General features: G+C 68.3%; 23 protein-coding genes and 2 pseudogenes. 13 read left to right on the forward strand and 12 right to left on the reverse strand.

Annotated elements, in window-relative coordinates; genetic code table 11:
* Positions 1–68 precede the first annotated feature (68 nt).
* The 8 genes from C6N31_RS39445 to C6N31_RS39480 all read left to right on the forward strand — a co-directional run bounded on the left by C6N31_RS39445 (position 69) and on the right by C6N31_RS39480 (position 6374).
* On the forward strand, positions 69–371 hold the full coding sequence (locus C6N31_RS39445) for a tautomerase family protein (protein ID WP_138357038.1): 303 nt from the start codon (positions 69–71) through the stop codon (positions 369–371).
* Between the two features lie 32 nt (positions 372–403).
* Positions 404–838, forward strand: a complete 435-nt coding sequence (locus tag C6N31_RS39450; RefSeq protein ID WP_164292110.1) for a GlcG/HbpS family heme-binding protein — start codon at positions 404–406, stop codon at positions 836–838.
* A gap of 64 nt (positions 839–902) precedes the next feature.
* Positions 903–1736, forward strand: coding sequence for an alpha/beta fold hydrolase (locus C6N31_RS39455; protein WP_198359376.1), 834 nt, complete (start codon positions 903–905; stop codon positions 1734–1736).
* 153 nt (positions 1737–1889) lie between these two features.
* The gene (locus tag C6N31_RS39460; RefSeq protein ID WP_198359378.1) at positions 1890–2168 is read left to right on the forward strand and encodes a WhiB family transcriptional regulator; all 279 of its coding nucleotides are present in this window, start codon (positions 1890–1892) and stop codon (positions 2166–2168) included.
* On the forward strand, positions 2108–2590 hold the full coding sequence (locus tag C6N31_RS39465; RefSeq protein ID WP_269770874.1) for an STAS domain-containing protein: 483 nt from the start codon (positions 2108–2110) through the stop codon (positions 2588–2590). Before C6N31_RS39460 ends, C6N31_RS39465 begins: the two co-directional genes overlap by 61 nt.
* 52 nt (positions 2591–2642) lie before the next feature.
* Positions 2643–3479: an alpha/beta fold hydrolase gene (locus C6N31_RS39470; protein WP_198359381.1), complete on the forward strand. Its 837-nt coding sequence runs from the start codon at positions 2643–2645 to the stop codon at positions 3477–3479.
* A gap of 391 nt (positions 3480–3870) precedes the next feature.
* The gene (locus C6N31_RS39475) at positions 3871–6189 is read left to right on the forward strand and encodes an AAA family ATPase (protein WP_198359383.1); all 2319 of its coding nucleotides are present in this window, start codon (positions 3871–3873) and stop codon (positions 6187–6189) included.
* Positions 6156–6374, forward strand: coding sequence for a helix-turn-helix domain-containing protein (locus C6N31_RS39480; RefSeq protein ID WP_187144674.1), 219 nt, complete (start codon positions 6156–6158; stop codon positions 6372–6374). Before C6N31_RS39475 ends, C6N31_RS39480 begins: the two co-directional genes overlap by 34 nt.
* A gap of 279 nt (positions 6375–6653) precedes the next feature.
* On the opposite strand, the gene C6N31_RS45375 is transcribed toward C6N31_RS39480, so the two are convergent.
* The 5 genes from C6N31_RS45375 to C6N31_RS39500 form a co-directional block, all read right to left on the reverse strand.
* Positions 6654–6785: a hypothetical protein gene (locus C6N31_RS45375; protein WP_269770875.1), complete on the reverse strand. Its 132-nt coding sequence runs from the start codon at positions 6783–6785 to the stop codon at positions 6654–6656.
* Positions 6786–6928: 143 nt separating this feature from the next.
* Positions 6929–7633, reverse strand: a complete 705-nt coding sequence (locus C6N31_RS39485; protein WP_244808929.1) for a restriction endonuclease — start codon at positions 7631–7633, stop codon at positions 6929–6931.
* A complete protein-coding gene (locus tag C6N31_RS39490; protein ID WP_138357029.1) occupies positions 7630–7833 on the reverse strand; it encodes a hypothetical protein in 204 nt (67 codons plus the stop codon). The genes C6N31_RS39485 and C6N31_RS39490 overlap by 4 nt, the downstream gene beginning before the upstream one ends.
* A 49-nt stretch (positions 7834–7882) precedes the next feature.
* Positions 7883–9211, reverse strand: a complete 1329-nt coding sequence (locus C6N31_RS39495) for a hypothetical protein (RefSeq protein ID WP_138357028.1) — start codon at positions 9209–9211, stop codon at positions 7883–7885.
* A 182-nt stretch (positions 9212–9393) separates the two neighbouring features.
* Positions 9394–9933 (reverse strand): P-loop NTPase family protein, encoded by a 540-nt coding sequence (locus tag C6N31_RS39500; protein WP_198359385.1) that lies wholly within the window; start codon positions 9931–9933, stop codon positions 9394–9396.
* Between the two features lie 214 nt (positions 9934–10147).
* On the opposite strand from C6N31_RS39500, the gene C6N31_RS39505 reads away from it, so the two are divergent.
* Positions 10148–10696 (forward strand): GNAT family N-acetyltransferase, encoded by a 549-nt coding sequence (locus tag C6N31_RS39505; RefSeq protein ID WP_232486208.1) that lies wholly within the window; start codon positions 10148–10150, stop codon positions 10694–10696.
* 82 nt (positions 10697–10778) lie between these two features.
* Here the strand turns inward: C6N31_RS39505 and C6N31_RS44660 are convergent, their stop codons facing one another.
* The 4 genes from C6N31_RS44660 to C6N31_RS39520 form a co-directional block, all read right to left on the reverse strand.
* On the reverse strand, positions 10779–10982 hold the full coding sequence (locus C6N31_RS44660) for a hypothetical protein (RefSeq protein ID WP_232486209.1): 204 nt from the start codon (positions 10980–10982) through the stop codon (positions 10779–10781).
* Between the two features lie 86 nt (positions 10983–11068).
* Entirely contained in the window at positions 11069–11362 is a 294-nt protein-coding gene (locus C6N31_RS44665; RefSeq protein WP_306665067.1) for a helix-turn-helix domain-containing protein, read from the reverse strand.
* Positions 11363–11863: 501 nt separating this feature from the next.
* Positions 11864–14230 (reverse strand): non-reducing end alpha-L-arabinofuranosidase family hydrolase, encoded by a 2367-nt coding sequence (locus C6N31_RS39515; protein WP_198359387.1) that lies wholly within the window; start codon positions 14228–14230, stop codon positions 11864–11866.
* A 597-nt stretch (positions 14231–14827) separates the two neighbouring features.
* On the reverse strand, positions 14828–16378 hold the full coding sequence (locus C6N31_RS39520) for a sigma-70 family RNA polymerase sigma factor (protein WP_138357025.1): 1551 nt from the start codon (positions 16376–16378) through the stop codon (positions 14828–14830).
* Between the two features lie 926 nt (positions 16379–17304).
* On the opposite strand from C6N31_RS39520, the gene C6N31_RS39525 reads away from it, so the two are divergent.
* The 4 genes from C6N31_RS39525 (at position 17305) to C6N31_RS39540 (ending at position 20150) form a co-directional block, all read left to right on the forward strand.
* On the forward strand, positions 17305–17445 hold the full coding sequence (locus C6N31_RS39525) for a hypothetical protein (protein WP_187144675.1): 141 nt from the start codon (positions 17305–17307) through the stop codon (positions 17443–17445).
* A 698-nt stretch (positions 17446–18143) separates the two neighbouring features.
* On the forward strand, positions 18144–18761 hold the full coding sequence (locus C6N31_RS39530; protein ID WP_306665068.1) for an expansin EXLX1 family cellulose-binding protein: 618 nt from the start codon (positions 18144–18146) through the stop codon (positions 18759–18761).
* A gap of 97 nt (positions 18762–18858) precedes the next feature.
* On the forward strand, positions 18859–19389 hold the full coding sequence (locus C6N31_RS39535; protein WP_138357023.1) for a SigE family RNA polymerase sigma factor: 531 nt from the start codon (positions 18859–18861) through the stop codon (positions 19387–19389).
* On the forward strand, positions 19386–20150 hold the full coding sequence (locus C6N31_RS39540) for a hypothetical protein (RefSeq protein ID WP_138357022.1): 765 nt from the start codon (positions 19386–19388) through the stop codon (positions 20148–20150). Before C6N31_RS39535 ends, C6N31_RS39540 begins: the two co-directional genes overlap by 4 nt.
* Positions 20151–20202: 52 nt before the next feature.
* On the opposite strand, the pseudogene C6N31_RS39545 reads toward C6N31_RS39540, so the two are convergent.
* The 3 genes and pseudogenes from C6N31_RS39545 to C6N31_RS39555 all read right to left on the reverse strand — a co-directional run.
* Positions 20203–20471: pseudogene (locus C6N31_RS39545) on the reverse strand (RICIN domain-containing protein); the annotation flags it as partial.
* Positions 20472–20822: 351 nt separating this feature from the next.
* On the reverse strand, positions 20823–22574 hold the full coding sequence (locus C6N31_RS39550) for a cellulase family glycosylhydrolase (RefSeq protein WP_138357021.1): 1752 nt from the start codon (positions 22572–22574) through the stop codon (positions 20823–20825).
* A 169-nt stretch (positions 22575–22743) separates the two neighbouring features.
* Positions 22744–23523 (reverse strand): annotated as a pseudogene (locus C6N31_RS39555) (X2-like carbohydrate binding domain-containing protein); the annotation flags it as partial.
* Positions 23524–23939 lie beyond the last annotated feature (416 nt).

Below are 23939 nucleotides of genomic sequence, written 5' to 3' on the forward strand. Positions count from 1 at the left end.
ACAGTCGGACCAACGAGCCACACCGCCAACAGTCACACCACATGCGGTTGCAGTATTAGGAGCACCTCATGCCGTTCGTCAACGTCAAGCTCGTCGACGGAGTGTTCACCACGCAGGAGAAGCACGACATGGCCGCCGCCCTGACCGAGGTCATGGTCAAGTTCGAGGGATCCGAGGCCTTCCGCGAGATCGTGTGGGTCCTCATCGAGGAACTCCACACCGACGGCTGGCACATCGGCGGCAAGCCCTTCGCCGGTCCCGCCACCCTCCTGGACACCCTCGGCCGCTCCGCAGCCACCTACCAGACCATCGACGGCCACCCCGTCACCCGCCCCGACCTCGCCAAGGCCGCCCCCTACACCGGCAAGTAGCACCACCCGGCACCACCTGAAGGGGAATGGCCATGCCGCTCACACAGATCTCACCGGTCATCCTGACCCTTCGCGACGCGGCCACGGCTTCCGCCGCAGGTGTCGACAAGGCCACTGAGCTCGGGGTTCCGTGCACCTTCACGGTCCTGGACGGCGGCGGCAACACCGTCTTGGTGACCCGGATGGACGGTGCGGCGCTCGCGTCCATCGACACCTCCGGGGCCAAGGCCCGCACCGCGGTGTACTTCGGCGCCGCGACTGCGGACCTGGCCCCGGCGGTGCAGTCCGGCGCCCCGCTGTCGTCGATCCAGACCGCCACCGCGCTCCCGCTGGCCTTCGTCGCCGGCGGCGTCCCGATCATCGACGCCGCCGGGGTCGTCGTCGGGGCGTTCGGCGCAGGTGGCGGATCACCCGCCCAGGACCACGAGGTCGCCGCGTTCGCGGTCCAAGCCCTGCGCCGCCCCTGACCCGGCAGCTATCTCCGCAGCGCCGCCCCGACACATCCCATCCCTCCGAAAGGGAAGCAGCGCCATGCCCTACATCACGGTTGCCAAGGAAAACACCACCGACGTCGACCTGTACTACGAGGACCACGGCCAGGGCTCGCCCGTTGTGCTGATCCACGGCTACCCGCTGGACGGCAAGTCCTGGGAGCTGCAGATCCCAGCGCTCCTCGCGGCCGGGCACCGCGTCATCACCTACGACCGCCGCGGCTTCGGTCAGTCCAGCCAGCCCACCACCGGCTACGACTTCGACACCTTCGCCGCCGACCTCGATGTGCTGCTCGACGTGCTGCGCCTCAAGGACGTCGCCCTGGTCGGCTTCTCCATGGGCACCGGCGAGATCGGCCGCTACATCGGCACCTACGGCACCGCCAACCTGCGCAAGGTCGCGTTCCTCGCACCCATCGAACCGTTCCTGCTGCAGACCCCCGACAACCCCACCGGCCTGCCCGCCGACGTGTTCGACGGCATCATCGCCACCGCGCAGAAGGACCGGTACGCCTGGTTCACCAACTTCTTCAACGACTTCTACAACCTCGGCGTGAACCTGGGCACCCGCATCAGCGAAGAGGCGGTACGCAGCAGCTGGAACACCGCCACGACCATGTCGCCGTTCGCGTCCTCGGCCGTGGTGCCCAGCTGGCACACCGACATGCGCGCCGACATCGCCAAGATCGACGTGCCGGCACTCATCCTGCAGGGAACCGCCGACCGGATCCTGCCGATCGACGCCACCGGGCGGGTGTTCACCCAGGCCGTGCCGGCCGCGCAGTACGTCGAGATCGACGACGCCCCCCACGGGCTGCTGTGGACCCACGCGGAGCAGGTCAACACCGCACTGGTGGACTTCCTCGCCGCCTGACTCCGCGTGGACGGGCAGGTGACGGCCGCTGCCGCCACCTGCCCGTCCATGGCCCGCCCGCCTCCTGTCCCCAACTGGGCAGCCACGTCGAGGGGCAAAGGGACAGGCGCACAACACCCGATGAAGCCCCTGGCTGAGGAGAAGAAATCAACCATGCGCGCCAGTCCCCTCGTTCCCCTGCTCAACGTCTGGCAATGGCAGGCCGACGCCGCCTGCCAGGGCATGGCATCGGCCGTGTTCTTCTCACCCCCCGGCGAACGCGGCCACCGCCGACGCAGGCGCGAACAACGCGCCATCGCCGTTTGCCAGGACTGCCCGGTCCTTAACAGGTGCGCCGCGTTCGCCCTGAACACCCGCCAGCTATCCGGGATATGGGGCGGCCTGACCGAACGCCGGTGCAGGATCCCGCAGCCCGCGTCGAGGGCCGCGTGAGCACAGCCGATCCGCTTCCTGCAGGGAACTGCCCTCGTCAACCCGCCCCGGGGCTTTGGATCACCGGGCAGCGAACCTCGAACAGCGTGACCTTGCGCGTGGGCGGTGAGATCGATCTGGATACCGCACCGGTCCTGGAAGCCGAGATCTACGCCTGGCTGCGCTGCCCACCGGTAGCCGTCACCGTGGACCTCAGCTCCGTGACCTTCATCGACTGCTCCGGACTCAACTCATTGCTGCGCTCCCACGCACGCGCGGCACGCGAGCACAGCACCGTCCGCATCGGACCCGTGAGCGCCACAATGGACCGCTTCCTCACCCTGGTATGCGCCATGCACCCACTGCCCGACGACCTGTTCCAGAACCACGGGCAGCCCGTGCCAGCCACGGCCCCTGCGCTTCTGGTCCTCAGCACCACCTGAGCTGACCTCCCTTTGACCCGCTGGACCCCACCACCTTCCGAGGAGATCCGCCATGTCCGTCCGCCGTCCCCGCCTGCACACCCTGCTCGTCACCGCCGCCGTCACGGCTGCGGCCAGCCTGTCCCTGACCCCGCTGGCCTCCGCCCACACCACCCCCGCCGCTTCGAGCACCGCCGCCAAGCCCACGGTGGTGCTGGTGCACGGCGCGTTCGCCGACTCCTCGAGCTGGAACGGCGTGGTCAAGCGTTTGCAGCACGACGGCTACCCGGTCATCGCTCCGGGCAACCCGCTGCGCGGCCTGGCCCAGGACTCCACCTACATCGCCAGCGTCCTGGCCAGCGTCAAGGGCCCGGTCGTCCTGGTCGGCCACTCCTACGGCGGCGCCGTCATCTCCCAGGCCGCCGCGAACGACCCCCAGGTCAAGGCCCTGGTCTACATCGCCGCACTCGTCCCCGACACCGGCGAGAACCTCGGCGCGCTGGCCAACAAATTCCCCGGGACCAACGCACTGAACCCCTCCCTGCGCCCCATTCCCTTCAGCAACGCCGACGGCACCGGCGGCTCGGACCTGTACGTCGACCCCACCTTGTTCCGCTCCGTGTTCGCGGCCGACCTGCCCGCTTCACAGACTGTTGTGATGGCCGCCGAACAGCGCCCCATCGCCGCCGCCGCATTCGCCGCCTCGCCCACGGCCGCCGCCTGGCACACCATCCCGTCCTGGGCCCTGGTCGCCAAGCAGGACCAGGCACTGGGCGCACCGGTGGAGCGTTTCGAGGCCCAGCGCGCCCATTCACACACCATCGAGATCAGCAGTTCCCACGTCGCCATGATCTCCCACCCCGGCACCGTCACCCACCTCATCGAGGACGCCGCCACCACCACCCGCTAGGCCACGGCCTGAAACGACCCCCCGGCGGGAACGGGCGGCCGTCCCCAGGACGGCCGCCCCACGCCGTGGCCGCATTGCAGCATCAGCTGCGACACCGCGAGCCGAGACAGACTGCGGACCGCCGCCTATAAGACCCCCTGCGAGTTCGTGGATCAGTACGAGGCGGAACGGCGTCCAATAGAATCGGGACAGCAAGGGATGCATCGAACAGAGAAGATGATCATGAATAGGTCCCGCCGACCCGCGTCTCCGCGGACCCGGCCAGGTCCGCTGCTCGCGTTCGACGCGTTCGGCCAGCCCGCTGCGCACTCGGCCCGCCGAGGGATCCCGGTACCGCATTGCCGCATTCCCTGAGGTGACAGCACCCGCATTCGGAAAGAGGCACCTTCGCATGAGCGCAGAGCATCCGGGAACCGGGGATCGCAGCGCCGCGCCCAGTCTGACCGGCCGGTCCAGCGCATTGGACCTCATCAAAACGGTGATCGACGACACCGCCCGGCTGGGCGGCTCGTTGACGCTGTTCGGTGACCCCGGTGTGGGAAAGTCCGCTCTGCTCGATGCTGCCGCCGATCTCGCCCAGGCCGGCGGCATGAGGACGTTGCGGGCCGCCGGCGCCCAGTTTGAGGCCAATATCGCGTTCGCCGGCCTCAACCAGCTCCTCGTGCCGCTTTTCCCCCTGTTCTCCGACCTCGACCCGGACCACGACAGCGCCCTCCGCGTGGCTCTGGGCTTCGGCGAAGGCGCGACGCCCTCGCGCATCCTCATCTCGACCGCGGCCCTGTCCGTCCTGCTGCTCGCCGCACGCGAACAACCGCTGGTCGCCATCATCGACGACGCCCAGTGGCTCGATGACGCCAGCGCCGACGTCCTTTCCTTCGTCGCGCGGCGGGTCGCCGGAACCCCTGTGCGCATGCTTTCGGCAGTCCGCACCACCGGGCAGCCCCTGCACACGCGCGGGGACGTCAACAGCCTCACCATCCATCCTCTGGACGACGCGCAGTCCGAAGCCCTGCTGTTCGCCCGCCACCCGGACCTGGCCGAGCACATGCGCCGGCGCATCGTCTCCGAAGCCCAGGGCAACCCGCTCGCCCTCGTCGAGCTCCCAACAACGCTGACGCCGGACCGGTACCCCACGGCGGACACCCTTCCCACCGTGCTGCCACTCACCGAGCGACTCACCCGCATCTTCACTGCCCGCATCGCCGCGCTGACGCCGCAGACCCGGGACCTGCTCCTGCTGCTCGCCCTGGACGGCTCGGGCCAGGTCCTGTCCGACGAGCGCGTAGTGGGACCCGATGCCGCCACCCAGCTCGACCTCGCCGAACGTGAGCGCGTCATCACCGTCGACAGCCGACACTCGGTTGTCTTCCGTCACCCGCTGGTGCGTTCCGCTGTCGTCGAACTGGCCCGACCGGAGCAACGACGCCAAGCCCACCGGGCCCTTGCCAACTGCCGGCACTCCGATCCGGGGCACCGCGCCTGGCACCTCGCCGAAGCGTCCTTCGGCCCCGACGAGGAGGTGGCCACTCTCCTGCAGCACGAGTCGATCCAGGCCCCTAAACGCGGCGACCCCTCTGCGGCCGTGGCGGCGATGACCCGGTCGGCCGATCTGAGCCCGGATCCCGAGCACCGATCCCAGCGCCTGTCCGGCGCCGCCTACTTCGCCGCCGAGGTGATGGGAGACCTGCAATCGGTCTCGCAACTGCTCAGCGACGCCCGGCAGCTGGACGCAGGGGTCAGCTCGCTGGCGACCGCGTCAGCCGCGGCCTCCCTCATGCTGTACTCCGACGCGGACGTCATCTCCGCCTTCCGGGTCCTGACCACCGCCCTGCAAGCCCCTGGCCTGGAGCCGACCGCGGAGGAGATCAACGCCGCGATCTGGGTCCTGTCGGTGATCGCCTCCCTCAACGGCCGCAAGGAGATGTGGGACCCCTACCTCGAGCTGGTGGAGAAGTACCGCGGCAAACTGCCGGAAGGCGTGCTCATCCGCTCCGAGGTCGTATCCAATCCCGCCCTGGTCTCCCCCCAGGCGCTGCACACCTTGGACCAGGAGATCGCAGCCCTGACCACCGAGCTCGACCCCGGGCAGATCATCCGCGTGGGGTATGTGGCCAATGATGTCGACCGCCTTGCCGACCTGCGCGAACCACTGCTGCGCGTGTGGCAGGACGCCGCCCGTACCGGAGCCGTCGCCGCCGTCACCAACGCGCTCATGCTGCTGTGCGCGGAAAGCTACCTCGCCGGACGGTGGGACGACACCCAACGCTTCGCCGAAGAGGGACTGGAGCGCGCCGAATCCTACGGGTACGTCAACTTCGTCTGGTTCCTGCACTACAGCAAAGCCCTGGCCGCAGCCGCCCTCGGACAACAGGAGGAGGCCGAGGAGCCCCTGGAGGAAATGCTCGCCTGGTCGATCCCCCGCCAGGCCTTCATCGTGCCGCAGCACGTCTACCGCGTCCGAACCCTCGCAGCGATCGGACGCGGCGACTACGAGACCGCGTACACCCAGGCGACCAAGATCAGCCCCCACGGACTGGAACCCGGAACCGCCCGGCAACTACAACTCTTCGTCGCCTACGACCTCGTCGAAGCCGCCGTACGCGAAACGAACTCGGGGCAACCGGCATGTCCCGCAGGCAGGCCGACACGACGGACATACTGCTCACTCCGCAGGAGTTGCAGATCGCCACACTCGCGGCCTCGGGGCTGACCAACAAAGCGATCGGCGAACGGCTGCACCTCTCCGCCCGAACGGTCAGCGGACACCTCTACAACGTCTTTCCGAAACTCGGCGTCACCGCCCGCGCCGGCTTGCGCGACGCACTCACCACCCTTGCAGCGCAGGAGCACCCGTTGCCAGGTGCCATGGTGCGCCAGGATCCCGACGGCCGATAGGCCGTTGAGGCGCTGCCTCGCCCAGGACGCCGAGGGCCGGGCCCGCGACGCCCGCGCAGCAGCCGAGGCACTGGCCGCCGAATGCGGTGATTCCCCGCCAGCGCCCCGCGCCGTGTGAGGCATAACCAAAACGGGGTTCGTTCGCCCGATCGAGTACGCCCCGCACACCCGTACCGCGATATCCTTTTCTCAGAAACGTTCCTTTCCCGGAGCAAGCTGCGGACCGGTGTGACCTTGCCGACCAACTCTTGTTCCCCGGGGTCCGGACGGGCCGCCTACCTACCGGCGCCTTCCGCTCCAGCCCGCCCAGGGGAGCATCAGTGCACCGCCTGCCATACCGGCGGTCACCGTGGCAGCCAGTTCCGCCGCGTCCCGCCACCAGCGTCCGAGCAACAGGTGCATTGCCGCCATGCCGACCGATGCTGTTCCGACCATCAGCAACCCGATCAGCACGACCCTGCGCAATCCTCGCCCCCTCCCAGCCCGCTACCCGTCGGCGCCCTCTCAACGCCGGTACCGGGCGAGGCAGTGTCCAGGCGGGCAGACGCGTCTGCCTACCCGGTGACCTGCGGTTGACGGCGCATCCGTGTGCGGGTGCGGGCGGGGATGCGGAGCACCTTGTGCAGGGAGGTGCCGTGCTCGGCCCACTGGCGGAGTTTGTCGCGGTCGAGCCAGTGGACGTGGTTGATCTCGCCCCAGGTCTTGGCGTCGCGGGTGAAGCCGCCGTTGGTGACGACGAACGCGATGTCGGCGCCGTGCACGGGTCCGGCGGTGCCCTTGACCTCGTACATGGTGCGCGAGACGACCCGGCCGGCGACGGTGGTGTGCTTGCACTGCGCGACGAACACCCGCCCTACCGGGTCCGTGCCGACCGCGTCGGCGGCTTGGTCGCCGCGCTGCCCGACATGCCGAGCAGCGATCCCGTCACGGATCATCAGGTCCCGCACCGCCAACTCGAACCCCGTCGGGTCCAAGGCGTCCAGCTCGGCCAGCGTCAGGCACAGGTCCTTCAGGCGCAGCGCCCGGGCGCGGTGGGCAGCTTGTCGCCGGGCCCACAGCACCAGAGCCACCGCGGCGGCTGCGGCGGCCAGGGCCGGCAGCAAGTACCAGGCCCGCACCAGCGCCCCGAGCGCGGCGCGGACCAGCTGCAGCACGATCAGGAAGCCGAAGAAGCCGGCGATGACGGCGGCGATGCGCTCGTTGCGGTGGCGTGGCGGCGGCGGCAGCAGCGCCCGCCAGCGTGTCCAGCGGCGGTTCACCGGGCGGCGGCCGGCTGGGCGACGGTCGGCGTCGGTGTCGGGGTGCTGTTGGTGTCTGTGCTGGTGCTGAAGCCGCCGTGCAGCGCCCCCCATCCCAGGACGGCTGCGACCGCGAAGCCGATCCACTTGCTGCTGCTCTTCGCCCCACGGGTCGAGTTGTTGACCCAGTGGCCGCGCCGGTAGTGCTTGCCTTCGGGCATGAGGAGTCCCCCTCCACGAGCGGGCCGCCCGGTGCGGCCCGTCTCCCTTTCAGATGTAGCAGCGGCAACCGACAACAACCGGTGGATCATTACTCAAAAGGCCGCATTCGAGCCAGAGCGTGCAAACCGTTCCGGGCCATCGACCTGCGGGCATAGGGCGCCGGACACGAGGCACGGGTAGGGATTGCGCCAGATTTCGGGGCAGGCCGCGACGGCGGCGGCCGGCGGCGATGATCCGCGCGCCGTCCGGGGCGTCCTGGCCGACCGGCACCGTGCCGGTCACGATCCGCGGGCGCTGTGCGAACCCGCCGATCCCATAGAGCAGGATCGAGCGGACCCCGCGGGAGGCGAGGCGGGCGGCTTCGCGGCCGCGCTCATCGCCGTGCAGTTCTGCTTTGCCCCGCAGCAGCGACCAGGCGTCCTTCAGCTTCTTCGACCACGCCTTGAGCGGGTCGCCGGATTGCCACACCAGGCCGTCGAGGATCTCGATCCGCCACGGGGCGATCGGGTTGCGCAGCGCCAGGTTGACCTCCGCTCCCCCGGCCCACGTCACGCACGAGCCGCCGCCCTGCGACGGGTACTCCCACGCCCGGTCCCCGGCCGACGGTGCCGGCAGAATCCCGACGTGCTCCCACCTGTCGGGGACCGTCACCCGCACCTGCCAGTGCGACGGCGCGAACAACGCGTTGACCTTCTCCTTGTCCGACATCGCCGCGAACGTAGCGGCGGTGACCCGACGAGGGGTGCCGACGCCGGAGGCCCAGGCGTGCTTGGCGTAGGCGAAGGTCCGGTCCAGCTCGATCAGGCGCGGCAGCTGCTCGGGCACGTACGGCGGCAGGATCAGCTCCGTGCGGCCCTGCCCGGCCGTGACATGCATGAGGCTGCGGATCTCCTCGGACATCACCGGGTAACCGTCGGCCCACTTCGCACCCGTCTTCGCCGGGATGGTGCGGGTCCACAGGTCACGGCCCGTCTGGGACGGGGAGCCCATCACCGTCACGTCCGACCAGAGGATTTTCAGGGCCTTCCACAGCTCCACGAACGCGTCCCGCACGGTGGCCGGGTCAGCGTCGCCGACCTCGAACCACTCCCCCACCGAGCGGATCTCGGTGTACTGCTCGCCGCGCTGCCACCGGCCGACGGGGTTGCGCGGGCGGACCAGGTGCCCGGCCATCCGGTCCCTGCCCCGCGACGCCTCCACCCTCCAGCCCTCCCCGGGTGGCGCGTTCAGCCACGCAGCGACCGCGTCGCGCAGGAACGGGTAGCGGGCGGCGTCGGCGCGCCACGGGTCACCGGCGGTGATGTAGATCCGCTCCACCGTGGCGGGCAGCACCGCGTACACCGCGGCCGGTGCCTGTGTCTGATGCTGACATGCCAAGAGGAGGGTTTTCGGCGAGACGGACGTTGAGCACGTTGTGGCGCCAGTAGCGAGGGCGGGGAGAGAGTTGGGTAGTGGCCCGGCGGCTCATTTTGAGAGCCGCTGATGGTGAATGTGCCAGCTCGCAAGGCTCCTCCCCCGTGATCTCAAGACTGTCACTCGAACGATCGGGGCCCGCGGCCTCACGGCCAGCCAACTGTTGCGATAACGGCGGCAGCGACCTCGGAAATGGGGAGTGTGGTGGCATCGACGGTGAAGTCATCGACTCCTGCCCCGTCGAGGATCCCGGCCAGTTCACTGGATCTCTTCAGGTGCCAATGCAGCGCTTCAGGCTCGTTCTCGTGGCGGCGGGAGAGACGCTGGTGGACCACCGGCAGTTCGACCTGGAGCCGACACACCGAAAGACCGATACCGACCGCGTCGCCGCACTGCTTCCGGTCGTCCAAGTCCTCGACCACACCGGCCAGGACCATCCGGACCGCACCAGCGACGAGGTAGTTGCTGGCGATACTGTGCAGGTTCTGCAGCATCATGCCGAAGTTGAAGCGGTCTCCCGGTGCCGCCGGCCAAGACCGCCTCAGCCAGTCGAGGTCGATAACGGCATTCGGCACCCCGGACTCGGTGAGAAGACCGCCCACTGCCTCCGCCACCGACGTCTTGCCGACGCCGACGGTGCCGTTGATCAGGAGGGCACGGGGTTGCAGAGGACTGTCGGCATACATGCCCCGAACCCTACGGCCTGGCGTGACTGGCGAGCTGTGCAGGTCAAGGGCTTGTCGTTTGGCGCCTATTTTCACAGCTGCCGTGCGTATCGCCCGCCTCAGGATCCGAGCAGGTGGTGAGCTCGGGCACTGCAGCCGAGGCCACGGGGGGGGGAGAGCTGCCAGCCGGCAACCTGGCGGTTGTGCTGCTGGGCGGGCTGCGTAGGGTTCCTCGATGTCTTCCACCATGTCTTCCACGACCTATCTTGCGCAAGGGCCACGGGTAGCTATCCGCCACGTCTGTCGCCAAGACTACGAGGAGCTCGAAGGGCTGGCCCGCGAGAGCTCTGAGATGCTGCGGCGCTGGCTGTCGGCTCGAGACTCGTCCTTCGAAGCCTTCGAGACTTACCTCGGTCGGTTCGAGCAATCCACTCACGAAGGCTTCGTAATTTGCTTGCAAGGCACTGGCGCGATCGTTGGCGGTGTCAACATCAACAACATCGTCCGGGGCACGATCCAGAGCGGGACTCTGGGGTATACCGCCTACGCATCCACGACCGGCCACGGTTATATGACCGAAGGGCTCGGACTCGTCATGCAGTTCGCCTTCGGCACGTTGGAGTTGCATCGGCTCGAAGCGAACATCCAACCTGAGAACACGCCGTCGTTGAACCTGGTCAAGCGCCTTCGCTTCGTGCGGGAGGGTTACTCGGCCGACTTTCAATTCATCAACGGGGCGTGGAGAGACCATGAACGTTGGGCCATCACAGCGGAGATGGCCTGATCGGAGCAGGGCTTCGAAGGAGGAGATTCGACGTGCCTTGCCGGCGTTGTGGTGGGCTCACGTCGCTGGTCGAGCTGACGGCTCATGACGGCGGTGAAAGGATCGATGCGGTTCCGCAGATCAGGGGCCCCTCCATGGCGGTGGTGAGGACCAACGCCGGGTTGATCAGTCCCGTGCCGTGCTCGACGCGGATGCGGCGTGAGGAGTGGGCCTTGCGCTGGCATTCGTGGATCTCTTCGTACCAGTGCGGTGCGTTCTTCTTGAACTTGCGGTGTGGCGGTGTCACGACGCGTCCGCCTGCCGCGGGACGCAAGGACCGGGAGAAGTTCATCTCCGGCAAGAACAAGCAGAACGCCGTCAAGTCCATGGTCCTCACCGACGCCGACGGCACACCATTGAGATGGCGCAGCCGCGCGTCGCGAGCAGGGGCCGCACCTCGCCGATGGCGCGGGTGATCGTAGAGCCGTCGACACCGAACCAGCAGGCCAGAACATTGTGAGTAGCACCGTGGCGAAGGTGATGGAGGGTGACCAGCAGTGGTCGATGAAGACCAGCCTGTACTTCGCCCCAGCGCCTACAGCCCAGCCTTGCGACGAAGGCGCGACACCAACGCCAACTGGTGCCGCTCGTGCCACACCGGGCCGATCTCAGCAACGAGTTCAGCAATCACGTCAGGCGACAGCCCTGTGACCCGATGACTCCGGAGGATCGCTGCACGCGCTCGGTTGCCCACCACACGAAACATGATCAACGATCAAGATCCCGACGCGCCAGTCCCAACTATGCACGAGCTCGTCATCTGACTGCGGCGGCCTCCGCCAGCTCGCCCCGGCTCAGCCGCTTCTCACCCATCGCCCCGAGTGCGGTGGGCTATAGGGTCTCGGTCCCCGCCGAGGGGAACCCTGGCCTGCGGCGCCCGCGGGTCAGCCCTTGCTGCTGTGAGACGCCAGGCGGCTGGTGCGCTGCGGCCCAGCGGCCACCGCACAATCTTCGGGAGTCCACACAACCCCCGTCGATCACGCGGTGGCCGTTCCGTTCCTGCCCGGTCCGACGCGAGATCGCGAAGTCGATCCGGAGTGTCAGCAGGTGGAGTTGCCCACGCCGTAAGCCGCTTGTCCGATGCACCGGTAGAGCGCATCACATCGCGATCACCGTGGATCAGGCGGGTTAGCGCTGCAGGGTAAGGACACCCGGCCGGTACGGCAGTTGGTCGTAGGGACCGCCGGCGGTGGGAGACTTGCCCTGGTAGAGGAACTGCAGGTTGCAGGGGTCGATGGTCATGGTCTGGTCGGGGTTGTTGCGGACCAGGTCACCATGGCTGATGTCGTTGGTCCAGGTGGCACCGCTGTTGGCCTTGCCAGCGAAGGGGTTGCTCTCGCTGGTGGCCTGCGGGATCCACGAACCGCTCAGGCTGGAGGCCGTGAACGAGCGGAAGTAGCGCTGCTCACCGGCACCCCGAGCCTCAACGATCATGAGGTACTGGTTCTGGCCCTGGACCTTGTAGACCTGCGGCGCCTCGAACAAGTTCTTCACCGTGTCGCTCATGACCGTCGTGTACGACGAGCCGAAGTTGCCGGGGAAGTTCCCGATCGGCATGCTCGCCCGGTAGATGCTGCCGTTGTCACCGGCGAAGAACAGGTACATGTTCTGGCCGTCGGCGATCAGCGTCTGATCGATCGGGGCGGCGCCCGGGATACCGCCGGTGAACAGCGGCTGCGGCGCGGACCAGCCATTGGGGTTGGTGGGATCGCTCGACGTGCGGTAGATGAAGGGCCACGCACCCCACTGGTACGCCAGCACCCAGATGTTCTTGGGCGCGAAGTAGAACAGCGTGGGCGCCACCGTGGACTGGCTCATCCCGTTCTGGCCGGCCGACGCCATGTCCGACCAGTTCGTGAAGGGACTGAACATCATCGAGCCGTACGACGAACCCGACACGTTCGACGCGTAGACCAGGTGCTTGCCGTTGTACACCACGTTGGTGAAGTCCTTCAGCGCGGCCCACCCGTTCGCCGGCTGCGCCAACGCACCCGTCGACGACCAGCAGTACGTCGACGGAAGAGAACACGGGCTGCCCGTCGGCGGAGGGGTCGACGTCCCGGACGGGCCGGTCCACTTCTGGTTGCTGCCGGACCCGCAGGAGTACAGCTGGATCTTGGTGCCGTTGGCGGTGGCCGCGCCGACGGCGTCGAGGCACAGCCCGGACTGGCCACCGGCGATCGTGCCGTTGGTGTTGATGTTCCACTGCTGGTTGGCGCCGCCGTTGCAGTCCCAGATGACCACCGCGGTGCCGTTGCTGGTGCCCTTGGCCATGGCGTCCAGGCACTTGTTGCCGTAGATCATCAGCTGCTTGCCGGAGGTGTAGGTCCAGCGCTGGTTGGTCTGTCCATTGCAGTCCCACAGCTGTGCCTGGGTGCCGTTGACGGTGGAGGAGCCGTTGATGTCGATACAACGACCGGCGGCGACGCCCTTGATCTCCCCGGTACCGGTCCCGCCGGTCGTCCCGCCCGTGGCGGGACCGGGCGCGGCCTTGAGGGCGTTCATGACTGCGGTGTACGCGGCCTTGGGGTTGCCGTTGTTGTCGAACAGCAGGGGGCTGTCGCCGCTGCGCCAGGAGTCGCTGTCACGGATGCCCCATACCGTGATGCCGGTGCACCGGGCCACGGACAGGCAGGCGTTGACGGTGTTGGCGTAGTTGGCTGGCGATGCCTGGGCGATGTCCAGCTCGGTGATCTGGACGTCAACGCCCAGGGCGGCGAAGTTGGACAAGGTGCTCCGGAAGCTGGACGGCGGGCCGCCGGTCCCGAAGTGGCTCTGGAACCCGACGCAGTCGATCGGCACGCCGCGGGACTTGAAGTCCTTGACCATGCTGTAGACGCCTTGGGTCTTGGCGTCCGACCAGTTCTCGATGTTGTAGTCGTTGTAGCAGAGCTTGGCCGAGGAGTCGGCCGCCCGGGCGGTGCGGAACGCTTCCTCGATGAAGCCGTTGCCCAGCACGTTCTGGAACACCGAGCTGCGGTGCTGGGTGGAGCCGTCGGCGAACGCCTCGTTGACCACGTCCCAGGCGTAGATCTTGCCCTTGTAGTGGGTCATCTCGGTGGTGATGTGGTTGTTCATCACGCTGCGCAGCGTGTTCGCGTCCCGGATGGAGCTGACCCAGGTCGGGAGCTGTGAGTGCCAGACCGTGGTGTGGCCGCGCATGCGCTGGCCGTGTGCCGTGGCGTGGTTGACGATCTGGTCGGCGGGGCCGAAGGTGAAATTGCCGCGGGACGGTTCGATGGCGTCCCACTTCATCTCGTTCTCCGGGGTGATCATGTTGAACTCCCGGTCCGCGATCGCGGCGTACGTCGAGTCGCCGAGCCTGCCAGCGGCCACAGCGGTGCCGAAATACCTGCCCGAGGGCGCCGCCTGCGTACCCAGGGTTGCGGCTCCGGCGGAGGGGAGGAGCGTCACGACACCGGCCACCACCGCCGCGGCCGACAGTCCTATCGTCCATGTCCGGCGACGCCTGCCGAGCCTGTGCAGGCCCTTCATGATTCTCCTCGGGGGTCGCGGGTCACTCTGGGTGCCGTGATCGTGCGCGCATCGGCCGGTACGGCCTGATCCGCCGCGGGGTGGGTGCGGTGCAGGACGTGAGGTCGTTCCTGTGGACCGGTCGCCCGGGGTTCATGGATGTGTCGCGTCATTGGAGCGGCTTTCTTCAGGGGATACGTCAACGGGGGAAGTCGGGGAACCTGCCACGCCGGCACGTCGCGGTGAGCGGCGGGAAAGACACCCCACGAAGTGGAGGCCTCCGAACTCGCGGTCTCGTAACAGAAAAGACGCGCCGTCCGAACGATTGCTCAGTGATGCATCTCGCAGACAAAAAGCGTTATGCCAAGCCCCACGGTCTGGTCGTCCCTGTGGAAAGGGCGCGCCGTCCTGATCATCAGTGAAGGTCTTTGGAGTGGTTACGGTGGCGGTGGCGGTGATCAGACTTCAGACCCGTCACGGCGAGGCAGCCGTCGATGAATGCGGATCGAAGCTGGCGTTCGGGGCAGCACTCGGCTCACCGCCGATGTAAGAACGGCGTGGTGCAGGATCACCAGCCGTCACAGCACTACTCGGTCCAACATGCTCAGGGAGCGGCTCTCAAGCCCAGGCCCTGCGGACGATGAAAGAAGCCTGGCCGGCGAAGGCCTGAGTGCCGTCGGAGCCATCGAGCCAGATGCCACCGTCGCGGTGGCGGAGGACCGATCCGGGATAGTTGTGCGCGTGCAGGGTTACCGCCCCGGCGACCGCTCCGGGGCGCGGACAGAAGGTGGCGTCTTCACGGAGCAGTTCGCTGCCGTCGTTGGTGCTCAGCCGTAGCCGCAGGTCACGATGGCGCAGATAGCGGCCGTCGGCGGCGCGGAAGGTGACGCACCGTGTGTCGGCCAGCCCCCGGATGACTGAGAAGGTGACTCGCTGCCGTGTCTGCGCGCTGCTGGCCGCGGAGACTCGGCCGAGCGTCGCGAAGTCTCCGGCATACGTGAGGTACAGGGCGGGCTCGTCCACGGACTCCAGCGACTGTGCGCCCGGCGGGACAGTGCCCGCGACGGCGGACGGACTCACCGGGGACGGTCCGGCCGACGCGGTGGTGCGCGACGGGATCGGCGTGGGATTGCCGACCGTGGGCGCGGCGTTGACGCCAGGCACCCGATGCGCCGGTTCGGGCCAGGTCGCGTAGGTGGCGGTCCCGGCGATGAGCACCGCGCCGGTGGCAAGGCCCACCAGCTGATGAGCGGTCACCGCGTGGAGTTTGCCGATCAGCGAGCTGTGCAGACTGCCTCCCCCCGTCGCCGTGCCGACGGCGACCTGTGCCGTGACCTGCCCGGCGGCGCTCACGGCCGTTCCCGACAACAGGCCCTTGGCGGCCAGCGCGGCGATGAGCCCGGCCGGGACCGCCAGCTGCGCGAGACTGAAGAGCAGTAGTTCGGCCGGAACCCGATCTGTCGTCGACGCCGCGCAGACCAGGCATCCGCGGGTGTGCCGCGCGATCCGCTTGCGCCACACCGAAGTACGGAGACCGTCCCAGCCCACGACGGTCTCGTCCAACTGCGGACAGCGCGGGTCTGCCTCCAGGGCGGCGACGATCGTCCGGCACAGTTCCAGCTGCTCGCGCATGCGTTGCAGACGCACTCCGACGTGGGCGACCGTGAGCCCCGTCGCGGCGGCGATGTCGTCACGGCTCAGCGAGCCGGAGCCTTCCTGCCACCACAGCGACAGCAGCACCCGATGGTCCGGGTCGAGCCACCGGCCGGCGTGGACAACCTGACGGCGCTCGTCCGACGCATGCAGACGCAGGATCGTCACGTCCCCCGGTTCGGCGCCGGCATCCGGTATCTGGCGTGCCTCGTCAATGACCGCGGTCCGGCGGAAGAAGGCCCGTTGCCGGTTCCGATGAGTACTGATCTGACGGAGCGTGATCGACACCAGCCAGGACCGGAAGCTCTCCGGGGCACGCAGGGCAGGCAGGTCGCGCACCACGCGCAGCAGCGTTTCCTGGACGACGTCGTCGACGTCGGCATGTCCGCTCAGCGCTCGCCCGACAATGTTGTAGAGCAACGGCAGATACGTGGCGATCAGCTCCTCGCGCGCCCGGTCGTCACCGGCTTGCGCCGCGACAACCAGCCCCGCGTGGTCCGCATCCGTGAGTTTCATTGCCACTCCCTCTGGGGAGCGATCCGCTCCGTACGGCGCCACACCTTGGCGTCGGCAAAGGTATCCTCTGCGCCAAAGGCAGGTAAACGGGAGGGCCGCTGGAGCATCAGTTCTCTCGATGCTCCAGCCAGCCAAGGCGCCAACGCTGTCACCGTGGATGAGACGCTGTTCAATCGCCGCTGACTCCGGACTGGCGCGGCAGATGTCTTCCTTGCCCCGCTTGGGTAGGCAGGCGACTGCGGCGAGGGCCTGAGGCGTGCGCGGCTTCAGACGCCCTGGGTGCGTCCGTCCGTTCCGTGCCCTGGGCTGTCCCGGTCCACGACGGCGGCAGATTCTCCTGCAATGGCAGGATGCCCACCGACCGCGGCGCCGACGTGAAAGGCATCGGCCCGCCGGGCTGAGCCGGCGGGCCGATGCCCGATCATGTGTCGTTCCCGGTGGTGGGGCCGGTCGGTCCTCGCCGGTGAGCCGCCGGATCTGGTTCTTCTTGGTGGTCAGGGTGCTGCCGGTGTCACACGTCCACTGGTGGACGCCTGCGCCGCGTGCGGTGGAGATATTGCTGACGTCGACACACTTGCCGCTGTTTCCGGCGACCAGTTGGAAGTCGTGGCTGTTGCCGGGTGCGGTCACCGCGCGGACGCACTCGGCTCGGCCCAGTCCGCCGTCAAGTAACGAGGATCCCGGCCAGCCGATGAAGCACACGACACAGTTGCCGGAGCGAAGATCATCGCGGCTGACGGCGCCCCTCTCGGAGCCATCAAGGGAAACCGTGTCACCTTCGGCGCAGTCGCCTTCACCGCCGGCCACGCCGCAGGCGGCCGTACGGTGCTGACCGCCACCACCACCTCTCGCCCGGCCCGTCCCCGGCCGCGGTCGGCAAACCCACCTCCGCCCCGTCGGCTCCCGCCGCCAAGGCCGGTGACGACATGGCCAGGAACGGCAGCGGCGGCTCAGCGACCGTGTGGACGGCCGCGGGCCTGGCCGCTGCCTTCGCCGTCGCGGCGACGTTGTTCACCGCCACCCGCAGCCGTACGCGTCCCCGTCGCACGGCGCGCCACGGCCGCTGACAGTTGCGCACCGAACGGCCGCAGCACCGCCCTGACAGGGACTGTCCTCAACATTGCGTATGCCCCGGTGTGGCCTGGATGGCGTGAGACGTGGCCTCTGCCGGGAAGGATCACTCACGGGGATCAAGGACGAGCTCCCCGCTACAGCTCGAACATCGTACGAACGGGGCGGAGTGCCTCCGCGTCCGCGACACGCATATCGTGCTTCAGCAACTACGAGCTATGCGTGACCCTTCCGGGCGTTGCGGCCCCCCGTTTCGGAGTCACCGGTGTCGCCGCCCGCCCCGGTCGCAGCGATGCCGGCATCGGATCGGCAACCTTTTCGCCGCCGGCGGCCACTGAGAGGTACATCGTCGACTCGATCAACCGAACGGATGGGCATGAGAACAACGAACCACCGCGCTCCGAAGCCGCGGCGCGGGCGCGGGCCGGCCATCAGCATTGCGTCGGCGCTGATAGCCGTCGGGGTTCTGGCCTGTCTGGCCATCGCGCTTCTCCCTGGGAGCAGGGCCGATGCCGGGCGTCGCGCCGGCGCCTCCGTTGCAGCTGCCCCAGCGAGCGTCCCGTCCGGTTCCGGGTCTTCGGCCGCGGCGGCCGGCGCCACGACCGCATCGGCGCGGCCGCCGGTCACAAGCTCGCCGCCGTCAGCCGGCGGTACCCGGACACCCGCGGCCTCCAGTACCGCGCGAGCGACATCCTTGGCGGGACGGATCAAGCCCGCGGTCAGCTACAAGGGAGTCGCGACCTCCTATGCCGCAGGTGACGGCAATGGTGCCTGCCTGTACGGCCCGTCCAGTGATCTCATGATCGCGGCGATGAACCACACCGACTACGAGTCGGCCAAGGCGTGCGGGGCGTACGTGCTGGTCCGCGCCGCCAACGGGGCCTCCATCACGGTGCGTATCGTCAACGAGTGCCCCCTGCCCTGCGCGCCCGGGCAGCTCGACCTCAGCCAGCAGGCCTTCGTCAAACTCGCCAATCCCTCGCTCGGCCGGATCCCGATCACCTGGACGCTGCTGAGCCCCACCGCGCCCAACACGATCTCCATCCGGTACAAGACCGGGTCCAGCCGCTGGTGGTGCGGCGTCCAGGTGATCGGCCACCGGAACCCGTTGGCGGTGCTTGAGCTCCGCACCGCCAACGGCTGGCGGCAGCTGCCTCGCGCCGACTTCAACTACTTCCTCTCCACCGACGGCAGCGGATGCGGCGGGGCGATCAGGGTCACCGACATCTACGGAGAGCGACTCACCGTTGACGGGATCGCCTTGAAACCGGACGTCGCGCAAGCGACCCGCGTTCAATTCGCCCGGCATTGACCGTATGTCAACCCACCGTCGGGCTGCGGTGACGGGCACTGTTACGCTCCAGCCGGTTGTTAACGCGCACATAGCAGGGAGAGGGCGACCGAGGGAGATGCTCCTCGATGACGCGTCCGCGGAGTTCCACGACTTCTTCGAACGCCACTACGCCGAACTGGCCCGTCTCGCCCACCTCCTGACCGGCCAGACAGACGCGGCCGACGACCTCGCCGCGGATGCCCTGGTCGCCCTGTGGCAAAACTGGGACCGGTTCCGTACGGCACGCCACCCGCTCGCCTACGCTCGCGGCGTGGTGGCCAACCTGGCGCGGGAACGGATCCGAAGTGCAATCCGCGAGCGACGCCGGATCGTGCTGTTCTGGTCCCGCACTCCCGAAGGGGTGGAGCCGCAGGACGTGGCGGCCGTGCTGGACGTCCGTGCGGCACTCGACCGACTGCCGTTCCGCAAGCGAGCGTGCGTGGTGCTGCGCCACGCCTTCGACCTGTCGGAGAAGGACACCGCGATGGCACTGGGCATATCGATCGGCACGGTGAAAAGCCAGACCTCGAAGGGGATGGCCGAACTGGAACGGATCCTTGGCGCACGAGCGGCCGGGGAACTGGCGGCGGGAAGGAGGGCTCGGTGAACGACGAGATCAGCCGACGGCTGCGCGAGGCCGCCGAGGCCCACCAGCCCGACCGCGCGAGGATGCTGGCGCGCACGGAGCGCGGCGCGGCCGGCGCCACCGTCCGGCACCGCTCGCCGTCGATCACGTGGTCATGGCCCAAGGCGGCACTCGCCGGCCTCGCTACCGTCGGCATCCTGGCGTCGGGTGGTTTCGCCGTCGCCGGCATCGTCGGAAAAGCGTCGCCGGCGCAGACCGCCACCGCTCCCGCCGTCCCGACCCCGGCCGGCACTTCCCGTCCGGCGCCGTCGACCCACACCACCACCGGTCCGAGCCCGACCGCCACCCCCGGCAGCTCGCGCCCCACTCCGTCGACCGGCAACCGGATCCAGAACGGCCCGCTGTGGTCGAAGGGCTCGGTGGACCCGCACAGCACCGTGTACTGGACCCAGAGCAACCTCGCTCTCAAGACCACCCGGCCGCTCACCTCACTCACGGTGGAACTGCGCATCGCGCAGACCGGCGGCGTGCGGAACACCGGCAATTGGCGCACGCTGCCGAGCGACGACTTCACCGTCACCGTCCGGGAAGCCGGCGGTGCGCTGGTCTACCGCTGGGTTCTCAAGCCCGGCCGCACCGTGCCGGCCGGGCAGCACGAGTTCGCCGCCCAGTACAACCACACCACCGGCGTGCGCAGCGCCACGGACGACAGCTACCGCGTCGATGGGCGGACCGCGGGCGGCTCCGCCGCGGTCTGGGGAGGATTCGCCCCGGCACATTAGGGTTCGGGGCCGGGGCCCCGCCGCTGCCCCAGCCCCAGCCCCGAATTCCGTGTCAGTTCTGCGCGCTCCACCGCTGGTTCGCTTTCCGCCGGAGGAGTTCCACAGCTGGATCTTGGTTCCGTTGGCGGCACCTGCACCACTGGCGTCAAGGCACAGTCCCGACTGCACCCCTGTGATCGTGCCATCGGACTTGATGTTCCACTGTTGGCTCGCCTGTCCGTTGCAGTCCCAGATCACCACCGCGGTACCGTTACCGGTTCCCTGGCCCGAGGCGTCCAGGCACGTGTTGCCGTAGACCATGAGCTGCTTGCCCACGGTGTAGGCCGTGCGCTTGATCTTCACTCCAGCCTGGCGCCGCACCGAATGGCAGCCTGCCCCCAGTCCGACGCGCCGTCGAACTGCCGGTACGGGTCCCAGACCGTGTACACACCAGCAGCCGCGGAGGCGTCGTCCGAGCCTACTGAGGACGACCCTCCGCAGGCGGCGGCCGTGAACATGACCAACCCGATAGCCAGCGACGCGACGGCGATCCGCCACCGTATGGATGTCTTCCTGGCGTCTGTCCTTGTCGCCCCAGGGCTTCTCCCTTCGAAGAGGCACCGGGCACGGTCGTGGCCACGGCTCCGCCGAAGCCGGAGTGAACCACGCGCAGGCGCCGGCCCCAGCCTGCCTTCAGGAGGTCTTGCCGGTCACGGTGGATCCCGACTTCGTCACGTAGTACGTCACCTTGGCGCCGCTCCAGAAGTGGAAGGTGACCGTCACGCGCGCATCGGCCTTCACCGCGTCGAGGAAGGCAGGAGTGAGACGGATGACCTGCTTCGCGTAGTCGGGCACGAAAGCGGCGTTGAACTGCTGGTACGGCGTCCAGTCGGTCGGGCCGGCGTTTCTGCCGTCGGCGTACGTGGCGCTCATCGTCGCCAGCACGTCCCCGCGGAACTGGGTGGGGATCCGGAACGCATCGGCCGCTCCGGTCGTGGCCGACTGCACCGGGGTGCCGTAGGTGATCACCTGGATCCGCCAGGGCACGCCTTGGGAGAACTCGGCCTGGAGCGTCGCATTGACGCCATCGGCGCGCTGGCCGACCAGCCGGGTGAGTGTGGCCGCCTTCAGGGTGAGCCGGCTACCGGAGAGGGTGTAATCCTTGCCGTTGACCAGCTTGGTGGTGCCCTGCTTGAGAGCCTTGAAGGTGGTGCCGTTCAGGTCCAGGGTGAGCGTGTGGGCCTTGACCGGACCGGACTTCGGCACAAAGACGTTGTCCGAAGCTGCCGTTGCCGAGCGCGTCGCCCAACTCGACTTGATCTGACGGAACAGCCCGGCATCCTTCCACTGGAGACGGCTGCGGTCGAAGAGCGACCCGTTGTCCCACAGGACGGTGGTGACCTTGCTGGTGCGGGACGCGTGGCCGAGCGCCTCGAAGTACTTCAGCATCTCGCCGCGTTCCACACCGCCGGGGCCGTGGTCGTCGCCGAGCAGACCGTACTCGCCGAGGATGACGGGGATGCCTTGGGCGACGAAGGTGTTATGCATCCGCTGGAACGCCTTGTCCAGGTCGCCTTGGGCCATGGCATCGAAGCGGGTGGAGCCTGCGAGGTTCACACTGAACGGCCAGTAGCCGTAATAGTGCACGGTGGCGATCAGTCTCGCGTCGTGCAGAGACTTGATCTCGGTGGCCAGGTTGTTCATCAGCGCCTGGTCGGGCGTGCAGCCTTCGGTGGGCAGCATGAGCAGACGGCTCTTGTTGTTCCCACCCGATGCGCGCACGATCTGGTCGAAGGAGGTGTTCAACTCGTTGAGCAGACCAGCCTTCCGGGTGGCGTCGGCGTTGTCGAATTGGGGCTCGTTGATGCTCTCGAAGACGAGCTTCGCGGGCTCGTTCTTGAAGGCGGCGGAGATCTGGGTCCAGGTGGAGTTGAAGCGGGACAACACCTTGTCGTGATCGGTGGACATGGCCTTCGTCCATTGCCATGAGTCATGATGGACGTCGAGGACCACATAGAGGCCGTCGTCGATCGACCAGTCGATCACCTCCTTGACCCTGCTGATGTACGCCGGGTCGATGGTGTAGTTCGGTGCCGCTCCCTGGTGGTCGCTCCACGTCACGGGGACGCGAATGCTGTTGAAGCCCTGGGCGCGGACCTTGTCCACCAGGGACTTTGAGGTACGGGGCTGGCCCCACGCCGTCTCATTGGGGACGGCGTCGAGACTGTTGCCCAGGTTCCAGCCCGGCTGCATCGCGGCTACGGCCGCCATCGCGTTGGCGGGAACCGGCGCTGCCGCCGCGGACGCCTTGGGCGTGGCGTCGTCTCCGAACGTTCCGAAGACCGTGCCGTACGTGAGCGCGCTCGCGACGACCGCCGCCAGCGGCACCCCCACGGTCAGCCGCAGTCTGCGGCGGCGGTGCTGTGGGGCCTGCTTGTTCTTCATTGCTCATCCGTTCTGGAAGATCGGGCGGTGTCTCCCTGTGAAGTTGCCGCCGACCAACGGGAGGTTGCTGTGTTTCACCATCCAGTTTTCCGTTTCGCTAAAACGTTTCGGGCGCGGAAAGGGCTGGTTGCCCGGCGGAGCCGGGCAACCAGGGCGAGGGGCCGTTCGGTCAGGATGTCGTGCCGGTGACCGAACCACCGGACTTGGTCACGTGGTACGTGACGGTGGCGCCGCTGTAGTAATGGAAGGTCAGCTTCACTGGTGCGTTGTCGTGCAGCGCGGCCAGGAAGGCGGGGGTGAGGATGGTGGTGCCGCCCGGATAGTCGGGCGAGAACGCCTGGTTGAACTCCTGGTACGGGTTCCGGGAGATCGGGCCGGCGTTGCTGCCGTCGGCGTACGTGGCTTCCATACCCGCCAGCGCGTCACCGCGGTACTGCGTGGGAATGGTGAAAACGTCGGCCGTACCAGTGGAGTTGGAGAGCACCGGAGCGTCGTTGGTGACGATGTCGATGCTCCAGGGCAGACCGCGGGAGAACCGCGCCTGGAGCGTCGAGTTGACCCCGTAGGCCCGGTTGCCGGTCAGCCGCGTCAGTGCCGTGGTCGTGGGGGTGAGGCGGCTGCCGGAGACCGTGTAGTCACGTCCCGCCAGGAGCTGGGTGCTGCCTTGCCACAGGCCCCGGAAGGCGGTGCCGTTCAGGTTCAGCGTAAGCGTCTGGGCCGCGATGGGGCTCGACTTCGGTACGTAGACCTTGTCGAAGGATGCGGTTCCCGAACGGGTGGTCCAGCTCGACTTGATCCAGGCGAACAGGGCCGGGTCGCGCCACTGCATGGTGGCACGGTTCAGGTAGGAGAAGGGGTCCCACAGGGCGGTGGTGACACCCGCGGCGCGCGCCGCGTTGTTGACCTCCTCGAAGTACTTCAGCGCCTCACCCCGCTCGACGCGCGGGGGCTGGCGGATGTGCATCAAACCTGGCGGATATTGTCCGGGTTCGAGTCCTGGCTGGAGCTGGACCGGGTGCCGCTGGCGCCGGCCCGAGCCGGGACGGCTCGCGAGCATGAAGGACCGGTGGCCGGGGTCGTGGGTTGAGGCTGGCGGGCAGAGCGTCTTCCCACACGCGGGTGATGGGAGCGGGCGGACGCGGCACGGGCCCGGGGCAGTGGCGGGCCCAGCGACGGAGCCCGGAGGATACGCACCGACGGCGGGGCCGGTCCTGCTGCGGATTCGTGCAGTGCGACGGTGGCGCCCGGCAGCGCGTACGGCAGGCCGCGGATGAACGCGTCACCGTCCCAGCGGGTTGTGGCGGTCGTCGCTACGGCGCGGGTGGGTCTCGGCTCCCCCCGGCGGACATCTCCCGCACGCCCTGC

The sequence above is a fragment of the Streptomyces fildesensis genome (genome assembly GCF_016107395.1).
Lineage (GTDB): Bacteria > Actinomycetota > Actinomycetes > Streptomycetales > Streptomycetaceae > Actinacidiphila > Actinacidiphila fildesensis.